We start from the raw sequence: 21503 nt of genomic DNA, 5'->3' as shown, positions 1-21503 counted from the left end.
GCGCCTGCCCGACATGTTGGCACGCCTCTGGCATTAGCCTTGGTGTGCGGGAGTAGCGCGAGCTATAGCACCAAAATCTGAAAATGGTTGGCTAGGGTTCCGGCTTGCGAAAGCGAGCGTCAGGTCCGAGAGCTGACGACCTCCAGTTGAGGTTACACGGCGGGATAAAAGCCCGGGAGACAGACCACCTGATGCAACGGGTGTCGCGCTGCTCCTTGTCCGTCCACAGTCAACTGGAGTCCCTCCATGCGAAAGTCATTTGTTAGCGCTGTCCTGGCCGCAAGCCTTGTGCTGTTCGCCAGCCCTCATTCCAAAGCCGCAGTCAAAACCGACTTCGACATCTGCTGGACGATCTATGCAGGCTGGATGCCTTGGGAATATGCCGCCTCTGAGGGCATCATCAAAAAGTGGGCCGACAAATACGGCATCCACATCAAGCTCACTCAGGTTAACGATTACGTAGAGTCGATCAACCAGTACACGGCTGGCCAGTTCGATGGCTGCTCGATGACCAATATGGACGCACTGACCATTCCGGCCGCGGGCGGCGTTGACAGCACCGCGTTGATCGTCGGCGACTATTCCAATGGTAACGACGGTGTGGTGCTCAAGGGCAAGGGCAAGACGCTGCAAGACCTCAAGGGCATGAACGTCAATCTGGTCGAGCTGTCGGTTTCCCATTACTTGCTCGCCCGGGGCCTGGACACTGTCGGGCTCAAAGAGCGTGACCTGAAGGTCATCAATACCTCCGATGCCGATATTGCCGCTGCCTTCGATACCCCTGATGTGCAGGCGGTGACCACCTGGAATCCGATGCTGGCCGAGATCACCGCCAAGCCGGATGTCACCCAGGTGTTCGATTCCAGCAAGATCCCCGGCGAGATTCTTGACCTGTTGGTCGTCAATACCCAGACCCTGCAAGACAACCCCGCGCTGGGCAAGGCCCTTACCGGCGCCTGGTATGAAGTCATGGCCTTGATGGCCAGCCAGTCAGCAGAGCAGCAACGCGCCCTGGAACACATGGCCAAAGCCTCCGGCACCAGCCTGGACGGCTTCAAGAGCCAGCTTGCCACCACCCACTTGTTCGCCACCCCCCAGTCGGCCCTGGCATTCGTGCGCAGTCCGGAACTCGCCAACACCATGCACAAGGTTGCTGCATTCTCCTTTGACCATGGTTTGCTGGGCGACGGCGCCGCAGACAGCGGCGCCGTGGGGATGAGCTTTGCCAGCGGCCAGGTGCTTGGCAACCAGGCCAACCTCAAGCTGAGGTTCGATCCGGCCTACGTGCAGATGGCTGCTGACGGTTCGCTTTGAAAAGGGGCACATCATGCGTTTGATCAATCGCCACCCGGACCGCCCCTCACGCATGCTGCTGATGCTGCTGCCTTTCGTGTTGGTGCTGTTTGCCTATTTTGTCAGTTCAGCCCAGCGGCTGGCTGACAATCCCAATGACAAATTACTGCCTGGCGCAGCGCAGATGGGCGCAGCGATCGAGCGGGTGGCTTTTGTCGAGGACAAACGCAGCGGTGAGTACCTGCTCTGGCAGGACACCGGTTCAAGCCTCAAGCGGCTGGCCACAGGCCTGGCGATCAGTGCGGCGCTGGGGCTGTGCCTGGGGATTGCCTCCGGGGCCTTGCCCATCTTCGGCGCATCGTTGTCGCCGCTGCTGGTGGTGCTGTCGATGGTGCCACCGCTGGCGATCCTGCCGATCCTGTTCATTGTCTTTGGCCTGGGCGAGCTGTCGAAGGTGATGCTGATCGTGATCGGCATCACCCCGATCCTGGCCCGGGATCTGGAGCAGCGGGTCCGCGAAATCCCGGCGGAGCTACTGATCAAGGCGCAAACCCTGGGGGCGACCAGCTGGACGCTGATCCTGCGAGTGGTCTTGCCGCAACTGTTACCCCGGCTGCTCATTTCGCTGCGGCTGGTACTGGGCTCGGCCTGGCTGTTTCTGATCGCCGCTGAAGCGATCGCCTCGGAAGATGGCCTGGGTTACCGGATTTTTCTGGTACGGCGCTACCTGGCGATGGACGTGATTTTGCCCTACGTGGTGTGGATCACGCTGCTGGCCTGGCTGACCGACTGGCTGCTCAAGACCCTCACACGCCGGGCTTTCCCTTGGTATGAAGGGGCACGCCCATGAGCTTTATCGAAGTCAGCAATGTCTGGCAGCAATACGGTGAGCATGTCGTGCTCGAAGGCCTGAACCTCAGTATTGCCGAAGGTGAGTTCTGCACCATGGTGGGCGCCTCGGGCTGTGGCAAGTCGACCTTCCTGCGCATGCTGCTGGGCCAGGAACGGCCGAGCCGGGGGCAGATCCTGCTCAACGGCCAACCGCTGGTGGCCGAGCCCGATTCCAGCCGGGGCGTGGTTTTCCAGCGCTATTCGGTGTTCCCGCATCTGAGTGTGCTGGACAACGTGGCGCTGGGCCTTGAGCTGCCCCGTGCGCCCTGGCTGGGCCGCCTGCTGGGGCGGGCAAAGCGTGAAGCCCGTGAGCAGGCTGCGCAACTGCTGGCCAGGGTGGGGCTGGCCCATGCCCAAGACAAGTACCCCAGCCAGTTGTCCGGCGGCATGCAGCAGCGTCTGGCGATTGCCCAGGCGCTGATCATGAAACCCAAGGTGCTGCTGCTCGACGAGCCGTTCGGCGCGCTGGACCCAGGCATTCGCAAGGACATGCATGCCTTGCTGCTGGAGCTGTGGCAAGAGACCGGGCTGACGGTGTTTATGGTGACCCATGACCTGAGTGAAGGGTTCAGCCTCGGCACCCGCCTGCTGGTCTTTGACAAGGTGCGTCTGGACCCACATGCGCCCACGGCCTTCGGCTCGCGGGTGACGTATGACCTGCCGCTTAACAGCCAACGCACCAGCGCCATGTCGGGCTTTATCCCTGAATCCTTATCGCTGCACACAGGAAGCTAATCATGTCTTACACACAGACCATCGCAGAAGACCTGCTGCCAGGCGGCGGGCATCTGTCATTTGTGCTCAAACGCGGGCAAGTCGTGCGGTTTACCGACCTTGAGGGTGGCGCCAATGTCAGCCTGATGCTGTTCAACGCCCATGAGAAAAGCGAGCGGCTGAACCTGCCCGATTCCCTCAAATGCCAGCACACCGCAAAGCTGACCCGCGGCCATTGCCTGTATTCAGACATGGGCCGGGTACTGGCGGCGATCACTCAGGACAGCACCGGCTGGAGCGACAGCATCGGTGGCGTGCTCAACGCAGACGAGGTGCAAGAGAAATATGGCGTCGGCCGCTACCAGGAACTGCGTAACGGTTTTTACCGCAACGGGACCGACAACCTGCTGGTGGAAATGGGCAAATGGGACCTGCAACTGACCGATCTGACCATGCCGCTGAACCTGTTCAGTCGTGTTGAGGTGGACGAGCAGGGCGGGTTGCACTTCGCCCAAGGGCATTCGCAAGCCGGCGATGTCATCGAACTGTATGCGCCCATGGACACGCTGTTTGTGGTGACCGCCTTGCAACACCCGATGGACCCGGCACCTGTGTACGCGCCCAAGCCGGTCCAGCTCACGTTCGCCAACGCTGACGAGTCGGTGGCCGAGCATTGCCGCACCTCGCGTCCAGAGAACGAGCGCGGCTTTATCAATACCCATCGCCTGTTTGCTTGAGGACTTGCCATGACCCGTAACCTGCAACCCGACACCGCTGCTTTCAGGGCAACCATTGCGGCCGGTGAGCCATGGCTTGGCGAAGTCAAGGCCGGGCAGACCCTGCGCATTCTTGACCTGGAAGGCAATCAGGCAATCGATACGCTGTTCTACAGTACGGCCAACCCCCGCGAGCGCTACGACGTGCAGCGCACGCTGCGCAAGCAGGCAAACGTCTATCTGGGCGAGGGCAGCGTGCTCTACTCCAACCTGGGCCGGCCGATGCTGACCATCACCCAGGACAACTGCGGTCGCCACGATACCCTTGGCGGCGCCTGCGCCCAAGAGAGCAACACGGTGCGCTATGCCCTGGAAAAACGCCACATGCACAGTTGCCGCGACAACTACCTGCGTGCTTGCTGCCACGATGGCCGGCTTGGCAAGCGCGACATCGCGCCGAACATCAACTTCTTCATGAACGTGCCGGTGACACCTGACGGTGGCCTGACGTTTGAAGACGGCATCTCGGGGGCAGGCAAGTACGTGCAACTGACGGCGCAAATGGATGTGATGGTGCTGATTTCCAACTGCCCGCAGCTCAACAACCCCTGCAACGGCTACAACCCGACCCCTGCGCAGGTGCTGATATGGAACTGAAGCCACTGCTTGAGCGTATCCGCCAGTGGCTGTTCAAGGCCTGTGAGATCCGCGCCGGCCAGTATCGAGGCGAGCCGCCCAAGGCCCCCGACAACCATCGCTGAGTGGCTAAAGACCTTCTGTCCGGGGACGACCCCAGGACTTCTTACAACTGCGGGACGGCCCGCAACCCAGTCGAGGCGCTTATGGACCTCCAGGGGACGTTGTCATGTTCGAATCGTTGCTCATCGCCAACCGTGGCGCCATCGCTTGCCGTATCCTGCGCACCTTGCGTGAACTGAATGTCAAAGGCGTCGCTGTCTATTCAGAGGCTGACCTCGCCAGCCGCCATGTATTGGAGGCTGACCAGACCTTGAGCCTGGGGGAGGGCGCAGCGGCCACTACTTATCTGGCCGTCGATAAAATCCTGGCGGCCGCGCAGGCGAGTGGCGCCACCGCGATCCACCCCGGTTACGGTTTTCTTTCCGAAAATGCCGCCTTCGCCGAAGCCTGCGAAGCGGCTGGCATTGCCTTTGTAGGGCCGACGCCTGAGCAATTGCGGCTGTTCGGCCTCAAGCACACCGCACGCGCGCTGGCACGCGAACAGGGCGTGCCGCTGCTCGAAGGCACCGAACTGCTGGACACGCTGGAGCAGGCACTGCTTGAGGCGCAGGCGGTTGGCTACCCGGTCATGCTCAAAAGCACCGCCGGTGGCGGCGGCATCGGTATGCGTGTGTGCCGCGACAGCCAGCAACTGAGCGAGGCGTTCGAGACAGTCAAACGCCTGGGCCAGAACAATTTCAGTGACGCCGGTGTGTTCCTTGAAAAATACATCGAGCGTGCGCGGCACCTTGAGGTTCAGGTGTTCGGTGACGGTCAGGGTGATGTGCTGACCCTGGGGGTGCGTGACTGCTCCATTCAGCGCCGCAACCAGAAAGTCATCGAAGAAACCCCGGCGCCCAACCTGCCGCAGGGCATGGAGCAGGCACTGTGTGAAGCCGCTGCGCAACTGGCCAAGGCCGTTAACTACCGCAGTGCCGGCACGGTTGAGTTCGTCTATGACAGCGATGCCGGCTGCTTCTACTTTCTGGAGGTCAATACCCGGCTGCAGGTCGAGCATGGCGTCACCGAGCAAGTATGGGGCATCGACCTGGTGAGCTGGATGGTGCAACTGGCCGCCGGCGAACTGCCGCCCCTGAGCGAACTGCGCGAGCAACTGACGCCGACCGGGCACGCCATTCAGGCAAGGTTGTATGCCGAAGATCCTGGCAAAGACTTTCAGCCAAGCCCTGGCTTGCTCACCTCGGTGGCCTTTCCTGCGGCGCACGGGCGCGCCTTGCGGATCGACACCTGGGTCGAGGCTGGCTGCGAAATCCCGCCGTTTTTCGACCCCATGATTGCCAAACTCATCGCCTGGGCCCCGGACCGCGAACAGGCACGTACCGGCCTGCAACGTGCGCTCGGCGATACCCGCCTGTATGGGGTAGAAACCAACTGTGGCTATCTGGGCGAAATCCTCGCCAGCCGGCCGTTTGTGACGGGCCAGCCATGGACGCGATGCTTGGAAGCGCTTGTTTACCACCCGCACACCTTCGAAGTGATGGTCGGCGGTACCCAGACCAGCGTGCAGGACTATCCCGGCCGGCTGGGCTATTGGGCGGTGGGCGTGCCGCCTTCCGGTCCGATGGACAGCCGCGCCTTGCGCCTTGGCAACCGCCTGCTCGGCAACCCGGAGGGGCTGGCAGGTCTGGAGATCACCATCAATGGCCCGGTACTGCGCTTCAACACCGAGGCGGTGGTGGCCGTCACTGGCGCGCCACTGCCGGTTACCCTGGATGGCGAAGCGGCGCCGATGAACACGACCATCCATGTCAAGGCCGGCGCGGTGCTGACCCTGGGCGCCGTCAGCGGGGCGGGCGCGCGCAGCTACCTGACCCTGCGCGGCGGAATTGACGTGCCGGACTACTTGGGCAGCAAAAGTACCTTCACCCTCGGCCAGTTTGGCGGCCACGGGGGGCGTGCGTTGCGGGCAGGGGATGTACTGCACATCACGGAGCTGAGCGACTCCAGTGCCGGCGCGTCTCTGCCGCGACAACCCGCCTTGCCTGCGGTCCGTGCCATCCGGGTGATCTATGGTCCGCATGGGGCGCCGGAGTACTTCACCGAGTCGTACATGGACCGGTTCTTCGCCACCGACTGGGAAGTGCACTTCAACTCCAGCCGCACCGGCGTACGCCTGATCGGCCCCAAGCCTGAATGGGTGCGCAGCGACGGCGGCGAAGCGGGCCTGCACCCCTCCAATATCCACGACAACCCATATGCCATCGGCGCAGTGGACTTCACCGGCGACATGCCGGTGATCCTCGGCCCGGACGGTCCGAGCCTGGGTGGCTTCGTCTGCCCGGTGACCGTCATCGAAGCTGACCTCTGGCAACTGGGCCAGCTCAAGGCCGGTGACAAGCTGCGTTTCATCCCGACCGACGTTGTGCAGGCCCGCCAGCTGGCAACCCGCGAATTGCTGGAGGTGCCGCCGGCCGTTATCGGCGAGGTGGCGACCGCCGTGCTGGCATCGCCGATTGTGCTCGACATTGGTGAGTCCGACACCCGCCTGGTCGCCCGGCTGGCCGGCGATACCCATCTGCTGCTGGAAATCGGCGGCCCGGAACTCAATCTGGTATTGCGCTTTCGCGGCCATGCGCTGATGCAGGCACTTGAAAGCCTGGCGCTGGATGGTGTGATCGATCTCACCCCCGGTATCCGTTCACTGCAAGTGCACTACCAGCCAGAGCAGGTAAGCCTGGAGCAACTGCTGAGTGCAGTGGCTGGCGAGTGGGACGCGGTCTGCGCCGCTGACGACCTGCAAGTGCCCTCGCGCGTTGTGCATCTGCCGCTGTCCTGGGATGACCCGGCGTGCCAGCTGGCCATCGAGAAATACATGACCACGGTGCGCAAGGACGCCCCATGGTGCCCCAGCAACCTGGAATTCATCCGCCGCATAAACGACCTGCCGGATCTGGACGCCGTGCAGCGTACAGTCTTCGAGGCCAGTTACCTGGTCATGGGCTTGGGCGATGTGTACCTCGGCGCGCCGGTGGCCACACCGCTGGACCCACGTCACCGGCTGGTGACCACCAAATACAACCCGGCCCGCACCTGGACCGCCGAAAACTCGGTCGGAATCGGCGGTGCCTATATGTGTGTGTACGGCATGGAAGGGCCGGGGGGCTATCAGTTCGTCGGGCGAACCCTGCAGATGTGGAACCGCTACCGGCAAGTCGCCGCGTTCAACGGCAAGCCCTGGCTGCTGCGCTTCTTTGACCAGATTCGCTTTTACCCGGTCACGGCTGACGAGTTGCTCACCATCCGGCGTGACTTCCCGCTCGGCAGGTTTGACCTGCAGATCGAAGAAGGGGAGCTGCGCCTGTCGGATTACCAGGACTTCCTGGCGAAAGAGGCCGACGGCATTGAAGCGTTCCGCGAGCAACAACAGGCCGCCTTCCGCGCCGAGCGCGAACGCTGGATCGCCAGCGGCCAGGCGCATTTCGACAGCCAGGAGGAGGTGGCCGAACTCACTCAGGACGACGTCCTGGAGCAAGGCTGCTCAGGCGTCGAAAGCCCGATAGCCGGCAACCTCTGGCAAGTGCAAGCCACACCGGGAACGCACGTGGAAGCAGGGGACGTGCTGGTGATTCTGGAGTCGATGAAAATGGAAATACCGGTGCTGGCAAGCTGCGCCGGAATCGTGCGGGAGGTGCTGGTGAGCCCTGGTAGTGCGATCCGTGCCGGCCAGCGAGTGGTGGTGATTCAGGAGGCTGAGGCTGGAAAAGTGCCTGAAAGCGCTTGAGTTGGACGGCGTATGAGGAGTAGAGGACAGACTCGAAACTCATCGCTGAATGCTGCTTAATATAACTCAACTAAATGTTTCTTTAGTTGAGTTATGTGTCGTACGCATATTTTCAGAGGGCAGGGGGCAACCCCCTGCATCTGTCGATCTTACTTGCCAAACAGCCTTTCGTGAACCCAGCCATTGTTGGTCAAGATAAACGCACGGGTCTCCTTGATCGGCGTGTCTTTGCTCGAAACCATCGGGCCCAGCTCGCGATTCGTCTCGACAACAGCCTGATCACTCGCCCATTTGGGCAGATCGTCCACCCGGTAGGTATAAGTCACGCGGGAGATCTTCTGGCCCATCATGTCGCCTGGCTCGCTGAACTGCTCGATCTTGGTGACTTTGGCCTTGCCAATACACAGGCCAGGGGCCGTGGAGCCATCACGCAGCTTCTGGGCATCAGCCTTGTAGTACTTGCGACCTTCGTCGGTCAGATCATAGGAGTATTGCACCTGGGTACGCGCCGACTGAAAGATCGAGGCTGGAATCTCTTTGCGGGATAACTCAACTTCCTTGAGCACGCCAGCGCCCGCCAGTGCATGCAACATCTTATTGCTGTTGCCGATATCGAACTCCTTGGACTCGGTCGGGAATGCCGACATCAGAAAGCACTTCGGATACGCCGTATCGAGCCAGGCCTGTGTGGCTTTCTCGAAGTTGCTCTCGGATGCTTTCTTGGGATCAGAACAGCCGACCAGTGCAGTGGCCAAAATTACCAAGGGGAAAATTTTTCTGTGCATCGAATTGCGTCCTTAAAAACTTGAACAGACGGCATCCATCCGAAATTGGAACTGCCGAGCCGGTTTCGATTCGATCAAGCGCGATTGGTTCGATGGCAGATGAGGTGATGCTGGTGATTGTGGAGACAGGCAGCTGTCTGGGAGGCTTGCAAGGTTGGTGACTGGAAACGGTGTTCAGGCGAAGGTATCCGATTTCGCTGTGGTGGATTGTGCTGGGGACTTGGTTACAACGGGCAATGCATTGTTACGCATAATGTATATTATGTTAAATAACGTATTTATAAGAGCTCGCTACCATCTGCTATCAACAACCACTGACAGCCGATACCCACGCGCCCACGATTACCTCTTGACGTTGAATTCAAAGGCTTACCTTCGTCTACCCAGTTGGCATATTTGAAATGTGTGCAATCTACAAAACCACCGTCCAACAGTGGATTAACGGTTTTACCGTAGCCCCCTCATAGACTAGCACCGAAGCTCGTAGAGTGATTCTGCTCGCTATAGGGCACCTCTAAAAACTACCTGCGTTGCCTCGCTTACGTTTTTAGAGGTGCCCTATAGATTGATCTCCTGCTGGAGCTTGCGCCAGTGAGCACGCAGCTGTTGCCTGATGGTTTTGGAGTCCATAATTTTTGCTGCACGATACCCATATGTTATGAAATTTCGTCTCCCTAGATGGGTGTATCCTTTGTAAAGCGCTCTGAGGAATAGACCTTTGTCTGCCTCTCCCCGCGAGCGACGAAGTCCGTTAATACGATCTTTGGCCTTCTTAGCCAAGCGCACCCTGACCTTCATTTTTCGGTAATAGCGAGTGAGCGAAGCTGGTCGAATAAATGCCCGCTCACCATCGAACATAAATCCTAGGTACTGAATAGGTCTTTCAGAAGAAAGCTTTCCCGATTTATCACGCGTGAACCGCTGAATGTCAGTTTTCGCTTCTTGAATATTCAAAAGCAGCTTATTGATCTCAGTCACTACCTCAGCCTCAATGCTTTTCTGGGCTTGGATTGGACAGATGATCATGATGTCATCACAATATCGGTAATAGACAGATTCAGTGCGGGAGAGGAAATGAAGCATCGCGCGATCAAAGTCGAGCATGTACATATTGGAAAGGATTGCGCTTATCGGAGAACCTTGGGGAATACCATATTTCATCAAGTTGGACGTGACAAGGCTTTGGCCCCGAACGATATTTCTGAAGTCGAAGGCATCACAAAGACGTTTATTAGCAACCACAGGGTTATGCAAAGAAATACCCAGCGCATCATAAACCAGTTTGCGTTCCACATAAGAATGCTTAGTAATAGCCTTGAAGACTGCGTAATGATCAGCCGGTAAAGCCGCAACATCCAAAATTTCTTTCCAAGCTTCCTTCAGAAGCTGATGATTTAATCTGTCGAAGAACTTTTCGATATCAAAACATAATACACTGCATTCAGTTCGCGCTTTTATTTCCTGGAAGGCGTTGTGCGCATGATGAATATTGCTCTGACCACCTAAAGCTCGGAACGCCAGTACGGAAGTGCTAAGGCCAAGCCGTTCCAGCTTTTTCTCGTACCGTCGCGATAGAATTGAAGAGTAATAGGCATATATATGGGAGTCCATATGTGCGGCGTAAGAGATCGGCCTAACTTTTTCGACCACTTCAAACATCCGTAAATGCGGGTGGTGTTTGGTCTTTGACGTGACTGTGGCATTACGGATAAAGGGATAAAAAGAGTGGCGACTTACCTTGCGAGGGTCAGTCGCATAGCTGCACGCAGTTTTCTCGCCAACAGGGCGGTCAAAATGTAGGTAGTGACGAGCTTTGAACCAAGTATTGTCTTCCATGATTTCTCTTCAAGCCAACCGGTGAGACTCGGATTGCGACAGTCCTGAGCGCCTCACCGGCTAATCTTAAATGTTCCCCACACTATCCATTCATATACGTGTGTTAGCTATATAAACTAGGCCGCTACTGCTAGGGATGACGTATAATGTCAGTATCACTGTTTGTATAATGCTAGGAGGTGCTCGATGAAGAGGTTCCGTGCATCATTGTTGAGTTTGCTGGTAGCCTTCGCGGCGAACCAATGCGAACTTGACAATCTGTGATTCACCTTGTGGCCAAATGCCACAAGCGAGGCAAGACTAGCACACCACGAAGACTGATCCAAATCGATTTTGCTTCCCAAATTGCCCTACCCGGTCTACGACAGACCAATTCACTTCGCCCTATTGGCAAAGATACAAGCACCATCTCTGCAGGTTACCGGGCACGTTCGATATCGTTGATCGGCATGGTGCAGGGTACCGATACCATCTCTTCCCGCCTGAAGCATTTCCGGGCCATGGACTCTCGCTTTGGATAAGCTCAAGAACAGTCGGTTACACATTCACAAGCGCACTACAGCCAAATCACCCCAAGCCTGTAGGACGCTTCTGAATTTTCGCGTTATCCTCCGCCCCCGCTTGTGACGGTGTCCATCGGTCGCTAATGTCCTGTCCGTCGCTCATCGCAGCGATGGGGTTTAGTCGCTCCGTACCGAACAAGCAAGTCCCATGACCGTTATGCGCCGTAGGTGCTATGACGTCGTTTTATGGTGGCTGTGCACGGAGTGCTTTCGGGCGCACCGGGTCCTCGGTACCGGCGACTAAACCGTGCATGGCTACCACCCCTTTGTTTAGTCGCGAGGTGTGCGGGCCACTCATCCACATCGAGGACTATCTATCATGATCTTATCTACACCCCACCCACCGCCAATACCCACCCTCGCCCTGCCCTTACCCTTGGCCGGCCCCGGCCTGTTCAGCGTCAACCCCGGCATCCACGCCGAGGATGCGCTAATCGCCGCTGCCGATTATCTGGAATGCGCCTCGGCCGCTGCTGATGAAGTCGCCAACAGCCAAAGTATCGAATGCCGGGCAATGGCGCGTTCGGTGGTCCATCAACTGGATATGGCGCGGGTATTGATCGAAGCGACGCTGGCGGCGCTGCAGCAAACTGAGGTTGCAACGCGCAAGGGCTGATGATTTGGGACATGCGGCGGCGGTGAGAGGTCCCGCATTGTTCTGGCAAGGGCCATACGGGCCTCACTTACCCGGCCCGCTGAAGTCAATTAAACATAGGCCGCCTCAAACGCGGTCCTGCAGCCTTTTGATGTGTTGCCACATAAGCGTTGGGTTGGAATACATCGGAAAGTGGCCGCAATCCGGAATGCACGCCAGATCGACACCTTGCGCAGCGATGTCGGCAAGGTAAGACAGGTGGGAGTTGCTGACGCCGTACATGTATTGCCGCGCAAATGGCAGCGCCAGAAACTTGCTCATCAGCTCCGCATTGTCAGACAGCTCGACCATTGATTCGAAGATCCCACGCACCGCCCCAGGTCGCACTTTATGTGCAAGGCTGGCGGCGTAAAGTGCGCTGGCCGGGTCAGTTGCCAAACGGGTGCGCTCAATGAAGTCATGGAAAAAGCGCTCGTCATCCTCGCGCGGGTGGTCGTGGATCTGGCGGCTGAGAAAGCAGTCCTCAGGCGCAATATTACCTTCGATATTTACGAAACTGAGCACTCGCCCAGGCTCATTATGCGCAAGCATCAAACCGGTCAGGCCCCCCATTGAGTGCCCTACCAGGTGAAACCGGTCGATATCGAAATGTTTCAGTACCACTTCGGCCGTTCTGACCAACAACGCAATGCCGACGCGCGAGAGATCGTGGCACTCTGTCGCGCCGCAACCAGGCGCATCGTAGGCAATGAAGGGATGGCCTTCGAACGCGGGTTGCAAAGTGATATCTGCATAATCTTCCTTGGTAGAGCCAAAACCGTGCAGGAACAGGATCGGCGCTTTGGGCCCCGATCGGTGTATGACCGCTAAATCAATCTGCACACCGTCGATGTTCAGCGGTAATTTTTCGTGAGTGAAACGAGCGGAATAAGCCACGGTCATTGTTCCTGTTTATAGACCGGCTCATAGTGAACCCGACCGGCTATTTGTAAAGTACGAAAACAGGAACTCTGTCATATCCTCAAGCTATGGCTGAACGTTGCTTGGCCAGATCAATGACCGCCTCAACTAACGGGTTGTTATGCCCGGCGTGCCAGGCAATAGCGGTTGTAACCACTTTCACTTCCGGGTCGAGCGGGCGAACCAGCACGTTGTTGGGGGCAAGTTTGCCCATTGACGCGGGCACCAATGCGACGCCCTGCCCACAACTGACAAACGCTACCTGAGTAGCAACAGAGCGAACTTGATGCACAATGCGCGGAGCAAACCCACTGGCTTTGCACAGCCCTACCAGATAGTCAAAATACACCGGGCTCACATCCCTTGAAGCCATGACCAGTGTTTCGTCAGCCAGTGCCGATAGCCCGATTGCTTCGTGCGCAGCGAGCGGATGATCGTTAGGTAGCGCCACTGCCAGCCGCTCTTCAGCCAACGGTATCGACTGTAGATGCCGGCCCAGATTTCCTTCCAGACGTGCCAAAGCGACGTCAATGTCCCCCGCCTCCAACGCTGGAACGGCATCGGCACTGTCAATCTCGCGTATCGATACAGTGATCAACGGATGATCTTGCTTGAACCGCTCGATTAAAGGCGGCAGCACGTCAATCATTGCCGAGGTGATGGCGCCAATTGTGAGCACCCCAGCGTGCCCGGCGACGGCTTCATGGACTGCAAGCTCGAGTCGTTCCAGCTGCTCCGCAAATTTGCGGACGGCAGGAAGGATTGCACTTCCGGCAGCAGTCAATTGTGCGCCGCGACGAGAACGGGTGAACAACTGCACGCGCAACGACTGCTCAAGTGCCTGGATCTGCTCGGTCAAGGGCGGCTGTGACATGCCCAGACGTTTGGCGGCGCGGCTGAAATTCTGGTCCTCGGCAACGGCCAGGAACAACCACAAATGGCGTATCAGACGGAAGTTGATCACGGTTAGCTTCCATAGGTTTTGGATATGACAAGGTTAGCTTCTTAGTAATATACGTATGAAAAAGGTTTGCTGATACTCGTGTCTCACCTACACGAGGTCTGCAACCGATGAGCTTGAAAGCCCCGCTTGATCGCCTGGCAGCGTTGGATACCAACACGATTTCCGATGCTCTGGATTTTTTGAACCTGCCCGGCGCTACCAACGGCCTGCACGCCCTGTGGAACTGCCCGAAAATCGTTGGCCGTGCCAGTACCGTGCAACTGGGTCCGAAGCAGGACAGTGCACCTACCGTTCACTTGATTACCCCGGTTATCGAGAAAGTCACCACTGACGACCGCGTCTTGGTGATTGCCGGTGGGGTCGCCGGCATTTCGAGCTGGGGCGACATCCTGGCCAATGCCGCCCAGCGCAAAGGGATCCGTGGTTCGGTCATCGATGGGTTCAGCCGTGACATCCGGGGCAGTGCCGATATTGGTTATCCGGTCTTTGGGCGTGGGATCACCATGATCAGTGCCCGCAATCGACTGATCCAGACTGACGCGGCTGTCAAAGTGCGCATGGCCGGGGTGGACGTCGACGAAGGCGATTATGTGATTGCTGATGAATGCGGCACGGTATTCATCCCGGCAGCGGCCATCGAAAAGGTACTGGAACTGGCCGAACGCATTGACCGACGCCAGGCCGGCATGGTCGAGGCCGTCCGCGCAGGCCGTTCTGTGGAAGAAGTCATGCATGACACCCAATTCGAAGCCATCAAGGTGGAGCACTGATATGAGCCTGACAGATAAAGAACTTGTGGCCTTGTTCGAAGGCCTGGACACCCCTGGCGTATCCGACGCCATGGACAAACTGGGACTTGCAGGTCAAGCATTCGATATTGCCCCGCTGGCCAACTACCCCCAGGTCATAGTGGGGCCGGCATTCACGGTGCAGTACGTCAGTGCCAGCACGCCCCCAGGCACGGTGGGCGACTTCATTGATGACGTTGCCCCTGGGGATGTTGTGGTGATCGCCAATGAAGGGCGTACCGACTGCACCGTGTGGGGCGACATCATGACCCAGTACGCCTTGGCTCGCGGTATTGCCGGTACGGTCATTGATGGTGTGTGCCGAGACGTCAATAAGGCGCTCAGTGAAGGCTACCCATTGTTCAGCAAGGGCCGCTTTATGCGTACCGGAAAAGACCGTGTGGAAGTCGTTGCGCTCAACCAGCCGATTTCGGTGGGTAACGCACGGGTGTGTGCCCGCGATATCGTCGTGGCGGACGCTAACGGCGTTGTTATCGTGCCGCGCGCACGTTGCCAGGAGGTTGCTGAAACCGCTCGCCGCATCGAACACATCGAAGCGCAGATCCGCGACCAAATCGCTGATGGCAAAAGTCTGAAAGAGGCTCGTGCCGCACTCGGTTACCACACGCTGCAGAGCAAACAACAATGAGCTTTCCACACCACTACCAGAACCTGACCAAGACCCTGAGCACTTCTCGCTTGTACCAGGCTTGGGACCTGCCCTGCGCTGTTGACCCGAATATCCGTGCTGTCTGGAGCCTGGCATGAACATTGAGACCTTGAACCACAGGCTCGAAGCGGCGAAACCCTCGGCCACCTATAAGATCATCGACCGTGTGGCCGAACGCCGTGGCGAAGGCGCCACAATCATTTCACTGTGTGCCGGTGAGCCGGACTTCGATACGCCCGAGCACATTCGTGCTGCTGCGATCAACGCCATCAACGACGGCCACACTCGCTATACGCAGGTCGCAGGACTGCGTGCCCTTCGCGAAGCGATTGCACGCAAATACCGGTGCGAAAATGGCCTGGCCGTCGAGTGGAACGATACTCTGGTGTGCAGTGGCGGCAAGCAGGTCATCTTCAATGCCTTGGCTGCGACCCTGAACGAGGGTGATGAAGTCATCATTCCCGCACCTTACTGGGTCAGTTACCCGGAGATGGTTCAGCTGTGCGGTGGTGAATCACGAGTCGTCGCTTGCGGTGCAGAGTCCGGCTTCAAGCTGACCCCGCAGGCGCTGGCGCAGTCCATCGGACCGAACACTCGCTGGCTGATCCTCAATTCGCCGTCCAACCCTACTGGCGCAGTCTATGACCAACATGAGTTGCAGGGTTTGGCTGAGGTGCTGCTGGCCCATCCGCAGGTACTGGTGCTGGCTGATGACATCTATGAGCACCTGATATTCGATGGTCGCCAGTTTCAGACGCTGGCTCAAGTCGAGCCACGTCTTGCCGCACGTACGCTGACCATGAACGGGGTCTCCAAAGCCTACGCCATGACTGGCTGGCGCATCGGCTTCGCCACCGGCCCGCGCTGGCTACTTGAAGCAATGGAAAAACTGCAGGGCCAGCAAACCTCCGGTGCCTGCTCTATCTCCCAGCACGCCGCCATCGCTGCACTGGACGGGCCGAAGGAGTTCATCGCCCACAGCCAGAAAGTCTTTCAGCGTCGCCGCGACTTCATGGTGGATCTGCTCAATCAGATACCGGGTATCCGTTGCCAATCTCCAGGCGGTGCTTTTTACGCGTTCGCCGACTGCACAGGGCTGATTGGCAAACGCTCGCAGGGCGGGCGTGAGTTGGTCGATGATGAAGCGGTAGCGCTCGCGCTACTGGAAGAGGCCAATGTGGCCGTGGTACATGGCAGTGCGTTCGGCCTGGCCGGATACCTGCGGATTGCCTACGCACTTGATGACCAATCGCTGCGTCAGGCTTGTCAGGCAGTTGGCAGTTTCTGCGAGAACGCACGGTAGCGGGTTTACCGGCGCGATCAATTCAATACCGGTCGCCAGACTCTTCAAAGCATGTGCCCTGCCCAGATTCCTTCACCCACCAGTTCGGCTGCTATATCGATGAAAGTCTGCCCCACGTAGCGGGTTGCAGGACTCACGTGGCGGTCCGCAGGCGTCACCAGCACCAACTTGCGCATGGGCGTCGGATCATTCAGCGGTGCTGCGCACAAAGCACCGCTTTTCAAATGGGCATAGATCGACGCCAGCGGCAGCGCAGTGAAGCCGAAACCATTTCGTACCAGGTCGATCATCGCGCCGAAGGAATCGGCCTCGACGCTGGTGGTTATCTTGAAACCGCGCTCCAGGGCACACTGGTCCATGATCTTGCGCAGCCCGTGGCGCGGGCTGGGCAACACCATCTGGCGCTGGGCGAGTTCGATGAAAGGCACTGCTGTGTCGGCATCAAGGCCCGCTTCGGGGGGGCCGACCAGCACCAGATTCTCCATCATGACCGGCTCGATGCGCAAAGTGGGTAACGGCTGCGGGTCATAGGAAATCGCCATTTCCAACTCGCCACGCTGCAACCAGTCGAGCAGGTAACCACTGAAAGCGGATGAGAAACGGATGGACAGATCGGCGTGGGTGTCGCGGATGCGCTTGACCAGCGGCACGGTGACAATTTCGGCAATCGTGGGGGTGGTGCCGATGGCGACCATGCCTCTGAACTCTGCCCGCCCGCCGGCGACGGAGGTACGGATAGACTCGATCTCGTCCATGATCCGGGTGGCGCGCTCCAGCACCTCTAGCCCGGCAGCGGTGATCTCCATACCGCGTCCATGCCGCTCGAATAAATAAACCCCAAGCTCCTTCTCAAGTTGGCGGATCTGGCGGCTCAACGCGGGTTGCGCCACGTGTAATCGGTCCGAGGCTTTGCTCAGGCTACCGAGCTCGGCCACATGAATGAGGGTTTTAAGCTGCACTACGTCCATTGACGGCCCACTGAGAAAGGAAAGGGGTTTGAAAACAAACGTCTGCGAACAGTTTAAACAGCGCTGTCGAGCATCATCTATAGAATTTGGGCATATCAGATAGTGCATTTACGCACCATTAGGCTATTCGATACGCCACGCCAGGGTTATGCCCGCTCGCTATAACAGCAGACCGTTACTCTATTGATGAGTTAAATCCGGTATCCGTGGGCCGCACCGAAAGCCAGGTTCAACGTCAAGCGCAAGCTATGCTTTTTGGGCATATCTCAAAGAGAAAAACGGTAGTCGTCCTGCGGGCTAACCCACTCCATGATGTGGGAAAACAAAAGCAGCATTGTCCCGGGAGATACCCATGTCGTCGCAAGAAGCCGAACAACACTGGCAAGAGGACGTGTTTCGCGTTCTCAAGGCCCACGATGTCAAACACGTTGTATTCGTACCGGATGCGGGCCATTCGGCCGCGATCCGCATGTCCTATGCAGACCCCGATATCAAGGCGGTGGTCCTCACGACTGAAGAAGAAGGCATCGGTTATCTGGCCGGCGCCTGGCTGGGGGGCGAGCGCGGTGCCCTGCTGATGCAGTCCAGTGGTGTAGGCAACTGCATCAACACGCTGGCCCTGCAGAATTGCGCAGCCTTTCCTTTGCTGATGGTCGTGACCATGCGTGGCGACTGGGCGGAGTTCAACGCCTGGCAGAATCCTATGGGCCAGGCCACCGAAGCGTCGCTGAATCTGATGAAAGTCATGACCTGGCGTGCCGACAAGCCTGAAGACGTTGCGCCCCTGCTCCATGGTGCCGCCACCATGGCTTTTAATGGTGATGCCGCCACTGCCTTGCTGCTCGGTCAGCGCCTGATCGGAGAAAAGAAATGGGTCAAGTAAGCGCAAACCACGTGCTGTGCCGCCGCGAAGTGGTACGTACCCTGCTCGCCGACCGCCAGGACGTGCTGGTGGTCACCGGCCTGGGCTCCGCGTCCTATGACGTGATGGCCGCTGGCGACCATGACGGCAATTACTACCTCTGGGCGGCGATGGGCAGCGCCATCACCGTCGGCCTCGGCCTGGCCAACGCCCAGCCCGATAAGAGCGTCGTTGTGATCACCGGTGATGGCGAATTGCTGATGGGCTTTGGCGCCTTGGCGACCGTGTCGCTGCAACAGCCCAGGAACATGACGATCGTTGTGCTCGACAACGGTCACTTCGGTGAGACTGGCATGCAGGTCAGCCACGCAGGCTTTGGCATCAAGCTTGATCAGGTCGCCAACACCTGCGGCTTCGCCTGGACCGATGAAATTCGCGACATGGACGGCGTCCACAGCCTGCGCGAACGGTTCGCCAATCGCGACGGCGTCAAGCTGGCCACTGTGAAAATCAAGGCAGAAAACCCGCCAAGAGTGCTGCCGCCACGCGACGGCCCTTACATCAAGAACCGCTTCCGAGCCGCTTTGGGCTTCAAGCCTCTCTGACCGAGTGTTTGGGTGGGGCTGGTGGCGAACCCACGATGACGCCACGGGTCCCGCTCGCCCAGGAGACCAGTAATGACTGACGATTACAACAACCAGGAACTCAGTGCCATTCGTGAAGGCGTTCGCGCCCTTTGCAGCGATTTTCCTGCCGAATACTGGCGCAAGATCGACGAAGAAAAGGGCTTCCCCGAAACCTTCGTCAAAGCCATGACCGACGCCGGTTGGCTGTCGGCGATGATCCCCGAGGCGTTTGGCGGGTCTGGACTTGGGCTTGCCGAAGCATCGGTGATTCTCGAAGAAGTGAACGCCTGCGGCGGCAACTCGGGCACTATTCATGGCCAGATGTACAACATGTTCACCCTGCTGCGTAACGGCACTGACGAGCAAAAACGCTACTACCTGCCGAAGCTGGCCAGCGGTGAGCTGCGGCTGCAATCGATGGGCGTGACCGAGCCGACCACCGGCACCGACACTACCAAGATCAAGACCACTGCCGTGCGCCGGGGCGACAAGTATGTGATCAATGGCCAGAAGGTCTGGATTTCGCGAGTCCAGCATTCGGACCTGATGATTCTGCTGGCGCGCACCACGCCTCTGGCCGAGGTCAAGAAAAAGTCCGAAGGCATGTCGATCTTCCTGGTCGACCTGCGCGAAGCCATCGGCAATGGCCTGACGGTCCAGCCGATTGCCAACATGGTCAACCATGAAACCAATGAGTTGTTCTTCGACAACCTGGAAATCCCGGCCAGCAGCCTGATCGGCGAGGAAGGCAAAGGTTTTCGCTACATTCTCGACGGCTTGAACGCCGAGCGCACCCTGATCGCAGCCGAGTGCATCGGTGACGGTCGCTGGTTCATCGAGAAATCCAGCCAGTATGCCCGCGACCGCGTCGTGTTTGGCCGCCCGATCGGCCAGAACCAGGGCGTGCAATTCCCGATCGCTGAAGCCCACATCGAAATCGAAGCCGCCGACCTGATGCGCTGGCGCGCCTGCGCCGAATACGACAGCGGCCGTAATGCCGGTGCGGCAGCCAACATGGCCAAGTACCTGGCGGCCAAAGCCAGCTGGGAAGCAGCCAACGCCTGCCTGCAAACCCATGGCGGCTTCGGCTTCGCCAATGAATACGACGTGGAGCGCAAGTTTCGCGAAACCCGGCTGTACCAGGTGGCGCCTATCTCCACCAACCTGATCCTGTCCTACGTGGCTGAACACCTGCTGGAACTGCCGCGTTCGTTCTGATCCAGCTTGTCCCTCGAAGCGCCAGATCGGGGGCTTGCCATGACAAGAGAGATAACAACCATGAGCCAGTCCACGGCTGTTCGTCCCCTCGACGGTATCACCGTCATCAGTCTGGAACACGCGATTGCCGCACCGTTCTGCACCCGCCAGCTCGCTGATCTCGGCGCGCGGGTGATCAAGGTCGAAAGGCCGGGCGTCGGAGACTTCGCCCGCGGCTACGATCAGCGGGTCAACGGCCTCGCCTCCCACTTCGTATGGACCAACCGCTCCAAGGAAAGCCTTACCCTGGACCTCAAGCAAGAGGTCGCAGGGACTGTTCTCGAACAACTGCTTGAGCAGGCCGATGTGCTGGTGCAGAACCTGGCGCCCGGTGCCGCCGCCCGCCTGGGCTTGAGTTTTAAAGCGCTGCACGAGCGTTTTCCGCGGCTGATCGTGTGCGATATCTCCGGCTACGGTGCCGGCGGCCCTTACGAGCAGAAAAAAGCCTACGACCTGCTTATCCAGAGCGAAGGCGGCTTTCTTTCGGTGACCGGTGGCCCCGGCGATGAACAGATGGCCAAGGCCGGCAACTCCATCGCCGACATTGCGGCCGGCATGTACGCCTACACGGGCATCCTCTCGGCGCTATTGCTGCGGGAAAGAACCGGCATTGGCAGCCACGTCGAGGTATCGATGCTCGAAAGCCTGGTCGAGTGGATGAATTACCCGCTGTATTACGCCTATGAAGGCGCTCCCCCGCCGCCGCGCGCCGGTGCCGCCCATGCGACCATTTACCCCTATGGCCCGTTTCCGGTCGGCGACGGCAACACGGTGATGCTGGGATTACAGAATGACCGCGAATGGCGTCTGTTCTGTGAACGAGTTTTGCAGCAGCCCGAGTTGGCCGACGATGAGCGTTTCTCGGCGAATTTCAAGCGGGTCGCCAACCGCGACAGCTTGCGTGAGCTGATCGTAGCGTCCTTCGCAAGGCTGGACTTTGACACCGTCATCCGGCGCCTGGAGAGTGCCAATATCGCTAACGCCAGGGTCAACAATATGCAGGGGGTATGGCAGCACCCGCAACTCAAGGCCCGCGACCGCTTCAGAACGGTGCAAACCGCTGCCGGTAGCATCCCCGGCCTGCTGCCGCCTGCCAGCAGCAATGCCTACACGCCGCGCATGGACCCGGTACCGGCCTTGGGCGAGCACAGTGAACAGATCCTCGGCCAATTGGGGCTATCGAGCGAACGTATCGAGCAACTGCGCGCATCAGGGACTATCTGAACCCTGAT

At 58.7% G+C, this 21503-nt stretch carries 20 protein-coding genes and 1 riboswitch; of the genes, 15 read left to right on the top strand and 5 right to left on the bottom strand.

The features are described from left to right. The first annotated feature begins 80 nt into the window (after positions 1-80). A riboswitch (guanidine-I (ykkC/yxkD leader) is annotated at positions 81-181 on the top strand. Positions 182-246: 65 nt separating this feature from the next. The 6 genes from NRB16_RS05795 (at position 247) to uca (ending at position 8094) form a co-directional block, all read left to right on the top strand. Next, positions 247-1314 (top strand): putative urea ABC transporter substrate-binding protein, encoded by a 1068-nt coding sequence (locus tag NRB16_RS05795; RefSeq protein ID WP_257105681.1) that lies wholly within the window; start codon positions 247-249, stop codon positions 1312-1314. A gap of 13 nt (positions 1315-1327) precedes the next feature. Further along, positions 1328-2143: an ABC transporter permease gene (locus NRB16_RS05790; protein ID WP_257105680.1), complete on the top strand. Its 816-nt coding sequence runs from the start codon at positions 1328-1330 to the stop codon at positions 2141-2143. Then, positions 2140-2919 (top strand): ABC transporter ATP-binding protein, encoded by a 780-nt coding sequence (locus tag NRB16_RS05785; RefSeq protein WP_253112319.1) that lies wholly within the window; start codon positions 2140-2142, stop codon positions 2917-2919. The genes NRB16_RS05790 and NRB16_RS05785 overlap by 4 nt, the downstream gene beginning before the upstream one ends. 2 nt (positions 2920-2921) lie before the next feature. Next, positions 2922-3635, top strand: a complete 714-nt coding sequence (locus NRB16_RS05780; RefSeq protein ID WP_045491140.1) for an urea amidolyase associated protein UAAP1 — start codon at positions 2922-2924, stop codon at positions 3633-3635. A gap of 9 nt (positions 3636-3644) precedes the next feature. After that, positions 3645-4271: an urea amidolyase associated protein UAAP2 gene (locus NRB16_RS05775; protein WP_253140815.1), complete on the top strand. Its 627-nt coding sequence runs from the start codon at positions 3645-3647 to the stop codon at positions 4269-4271. Positions 4272-4479: 208 nt separating this feature from the next. Then, positions 4480-8094, top strand: coding sequence for an urea carboxylase (gene uca, locus NRB16_RS05770; protein WP_257105679.1), 3615 nt, complete (start codon positions 4480-4482; stop codon positions 8092-8094). A gap of 149 nt (positions 8095-8243) precedes the next feature. On the opposite strand, the gene NRB16_RS05765 is transcribed toward uca, so the two are convergent. After that, positions 8244-8879, bottom strand: coding sequence for a hypothetical protein (locus NRB16_RS05765; protein ID WP_045491148.1), 636 nt, complete (start codon positions 8877-8879; stop codon positions 8244-8246). Between the two features lie 558 nt (positions 8880-9437). Continuing rightward, positions 9438-10715 carry an antiviral reverse transcriptase Drt2 gene (drt2, locus tag NRB16_RS05760; RefSeq protein ID WP_257105678.1) on the bottom strand — a complete coding sequence of 426 codons (1278 nt, stop codon included), beginning with the start codon at positions 10713-10715 and terminating at the stop codon, positions 9438-9440. A gap of 882 nt (positions 10716-11597) precedes the next feature. Between drt2 and NRB16_RS05755 the strand changes: the two genes are divergently transcribed. Next, positions 11598-11894, top strand: a complete 297-nt coding sequence (locus NRB16_RS05755; protein WP_144403306.1) for a DUF6124 family protein — start codon at positions 11598-11600, stop codon at positions 11892-11894. Positions 11895-11999: 105 nt separating this feature from the next. On the opposite strand, the gene NRB16_RS05750 is transcribed toward NRB16_RS05755, so the two are convergent. Beyond that, positions 12000-12809, bottom strand: coding sequence for an alpha/beta fold hydrolase (locus tag NRB16_RS05750; protein ID WP_257105677.1), 810 nt, complete (start codon positions 12807-12809; stop codon positions 12000-12002). Between the two features lie 85 nt (positions 12810-12894). Then, complete coding sequence (locus NRB16_RS05745) at positions 12895-13797, bottom strand: LysR family transcriptional regulator (RefSeq protein ID WP_045491190.1); 903 nt, start codon at positions 13795-13797, stop codon at positions 12895-12897. 107 nt (positions 13798-13904) lie between these two features. On the opposite strand from NRB16_RS05745, the gene NRB16_RS05740 reads away from it, so the two are divergent. The 4 genes from NRB16_RS05740 to NRB16_RS05725 are packed head-to-tail and all read left to right on the top strand — an operon-like array spanning position 13905 to position 16558. Continuing rightward, on the top strand, positions 13905-14567 hold the full coding sequence (locus NRB16_RS05740; protein WP_045491192.1) for an RraA family protein: 663 nt from the start codon (positions 13905-13907) through the stop codon (positions 14565-14567). 1 nt (position 14568) lies between these two features. Continuing rightward, positions 14569-15234, top strand: a complete 666-nt coding sequence (locus NRB16_RS05735) for an RraA family protein (RefSeq protein WP_257105676.1) — start codon at positions 14569-14571, stop codon at positions 15232-15234. Then, positions 15231-15353 (top strand): hypothetical protein, encoded by a 123-nt coding sequence (locus NRB16_RS05730; RefSeq protein ID WP_257105675.1) that lies wholly within the window; start codon positions 15231-15233, stop codon positions 15351-15353. The genes NRB16_RS05735 and NRB16_RS05730 overlap by 4 nt, the downstream gene beginning before the upstream one ends. Continuing rightward, positions 15350-16558, top strand: coding sequence for a pyridoxal phosphate-dependent aminotransferase (locus NRB16_RS05725; protein WP_257105674.1), 1209 nt, complete (start codon positions 15350-15352; stop codon positions 16556-16558). The genes NRB16_RS05730 and NRB16_RS05725 overlap by 4 nt, the downstream gene beginning before the upstream one ends. A gap of 44 nt (positions 16559-16602) precedes the next feature. On the opposite strand, the gene NRB16_RS05720 is transcribed toward NRB16_RS05725, so the two are convergent. Then, the gene (locus NRB16_RS05720) at positions 16603-17526 is read right to left on the bottom strand and encodes a LysR family transcriptional regulator (RefSeq protein ID WP_045491200.1); all 924 of its coding nucleotides are present in this window, start codon (positions 17524-17526) and stop codon (positions 16603-16605) included. A gap of 352 nt (positions 17527-17878) precedes the next feature. On the opposite strand from NRB16_RS05720, the gene NRB16_RS05715 reads away from it, so the two are divergent. The 4 genes from NRB16_RS05715 to NRB16_RS05700 all read left to right on the top strand — a co-directional run bounded on the left by NRB16_RS05715 (position 17879) and on the right by NRB16_RS05700 (position 21495). Next, positions 17879-18409 carry a thiamine pyrophosphate-binding protein gene (locus NRB16_RS05715; protein WP_045491203.1) on the top strand — a complete coding sequence of 177 codons (531 nt, stop codon included), beginning with the start codon at positions 17879-17881 and terminating at the stop codon, positions 18407-18409. Beyond that, entirely contained in the window at positions 18397-18993 is a 597-nt protein-coding gene (locus NRB16_RS05710; RefSeq protein WP_257105673.1) for a thiamine pyrophosphate-dependent enzyme, read from the top strand. Before NRB16_RS05715 ends, NRB16_RS05710 begins: the two co-directional genes overlap by 13 nt. Positions 18994-19065: 72 nt before the next feature. Beyond that, positions 19066-20232: an acyl-CoA dehydrogenase family protein gene (locus tag NRB16_RS05705; RefSeq protein ID WP_045491209.1), complete on the top strand. Its 1167-nt coding sequence runs from the start codon at positions 19066-19068 to the stop codon at positions 20230-20232. 60 nt (positions 20233-20292) lie between these two features. Continuing rightward, positions 20293-21495 (top strand): CaiB/BaiF CoA-transferase family protein, encoded by a 1203-nt coding sequence (locus tag NRB16_RS05700; RefSeq protein ID WP_257105672.1) that lies wholly within the window; start codon positions 20293-20295, stop codon positions 21493-21495. The last annotated feature ends 8 nt before the right edge of the window (positions 21496-21503 follow it).

This window comes from Pseudomonas sp. LJDD11, assembly GCF_024584215.1.
In the GTDB taxonomy this organism is placed as follows: domain Bacteria; phylum Pseudomonadota; class Gammaproteobacteria; order Pseudomonadales; family Pseudomonadaceae; genus Aquipseudomonas.
The sequence above is the reverse complement of the archived record's forward strand: the minus strand, read 5'-3'. Positions and strand labels throughout refer to the sequence as shown.

Coding starts and splice junctions, on each gene's coding strand:
- NRB16_RS05795 (WP_257105681.1), top strand. CDS start 247: ATGCGAAAGTCATTTGTTAGCGCTGTCCTGGCCGCAAGCCTTGTGCTG.
- NRB16_RS05790 (WP_257105680.1), top strand. CDS start 1,328: ATGCGTTTGATCAATCGCCACCCGGACCGCCCCTCACGCATGCTGCTG.
- NRB16_RS05785 (WP_253112319.1), top strand. CDS start 2,140: ATGAGCTTTATCGAAGTCAGCAATGTCTGGCAGCAATACGGTGAGCAT.
- NRB16_RS05780 (WP_045491140.1), top strand. CDS start 2,922: ATGTCTTACACACAGACCATCGCAGAAGACCTGCTGCCAGGCGGCGGG.
- NRB16_RS05775 (WP_253140815.1), top strand. CDS start 3,645: ATGACCCGTAACCTGCAACCCGACACCGCTGCTTTCAGGGCAACCATT.
- uca (WP_257105679.1), top strand. CDS start 4,480: ATGTTCGAATCGTTGCTCATCGCCAACCGTGGCGCCATCGCTTGCCGT.
- NRB16_RS05765 (WP_045491148.1), bottom strand. CDS start 8,879: ATGCACAGAAAAATTTTCCCCTTGGTAATTTTGGCCACTGCACTGGTC.
- drt2 (WP_257105678.1), bottom strand. CDS start 10,715: ATGGAAGACAATACTTGGTTCAAAGCTCGTCACTACCTACATTTTGAC.
- NRB16_RS05755 (WP_144403306.1), top strand. CDS start 11,598: ATGATCTTATCTACACCCCACCCACCGCCAATACCCACCCTCGCCCTG.
- NRB16_RS05740 (WP_045491192.1), top strand. CDS start 13,905: ATGAGCTTGAAAGCCCCGCTTGATCGCCTGGCAGCGTTGGATACCAAC.
- NRB16_RS05735 (WP_257105676.1), top strand. CDS start 14,569: ATGAGCCTGACAGATAAAGAACTTGTGGCCTTGTTCGAAGGCCTGGAC.
- NRB16_RS05730 (WP_257105675.1), top strand. CDS start 15,231: ATGAGCTTTCCACACCACTACCAGAACCTGACCAAGACCCTGAGCACT.
- NRB16_RS05725 (WP_257105674.1), top strand. CDS start 15,350: ATGAACATTGAGACCTTGAACCACAGGCTCGAAGCGGCGAAACCCTCG.
- NRB16_RS05720 (WP_045491200.1), bottom strand. CDS start 17,526: ATGGACGTAGTGCAGCTTAAAACCCTCATTCATGTGGCCGAGCTCGGT.
- NRB16_RS05715 (WP_045491203.1), top strand. CDS start 17,879: ATGTCGTCGCAAGAAGCCGAACAACACTGGCAAGAGGACGTGTTTCGC.
- NRB16_RS05710 (WP_257105673.1), top strand. CDS start 18,397: ATGGGTCAAGTAAGCGCAAACCACGTGCTGTGCCGCCGCGAAGTGGTA.
- NRB16_RS05705 (WP_045491209.1), top strand. CDS start 19,066: ATGACTGACGATTACAACAACCAGGAACTCAGTGCCATTCGTGAAGGC.
- NRB16_RS05700 (WP_257105672.1), top strand. CDS start 20,293: ATGAGCCAGTCCACGGCTGTTCGTCCCCTCGACGGTATCACCGTCATC.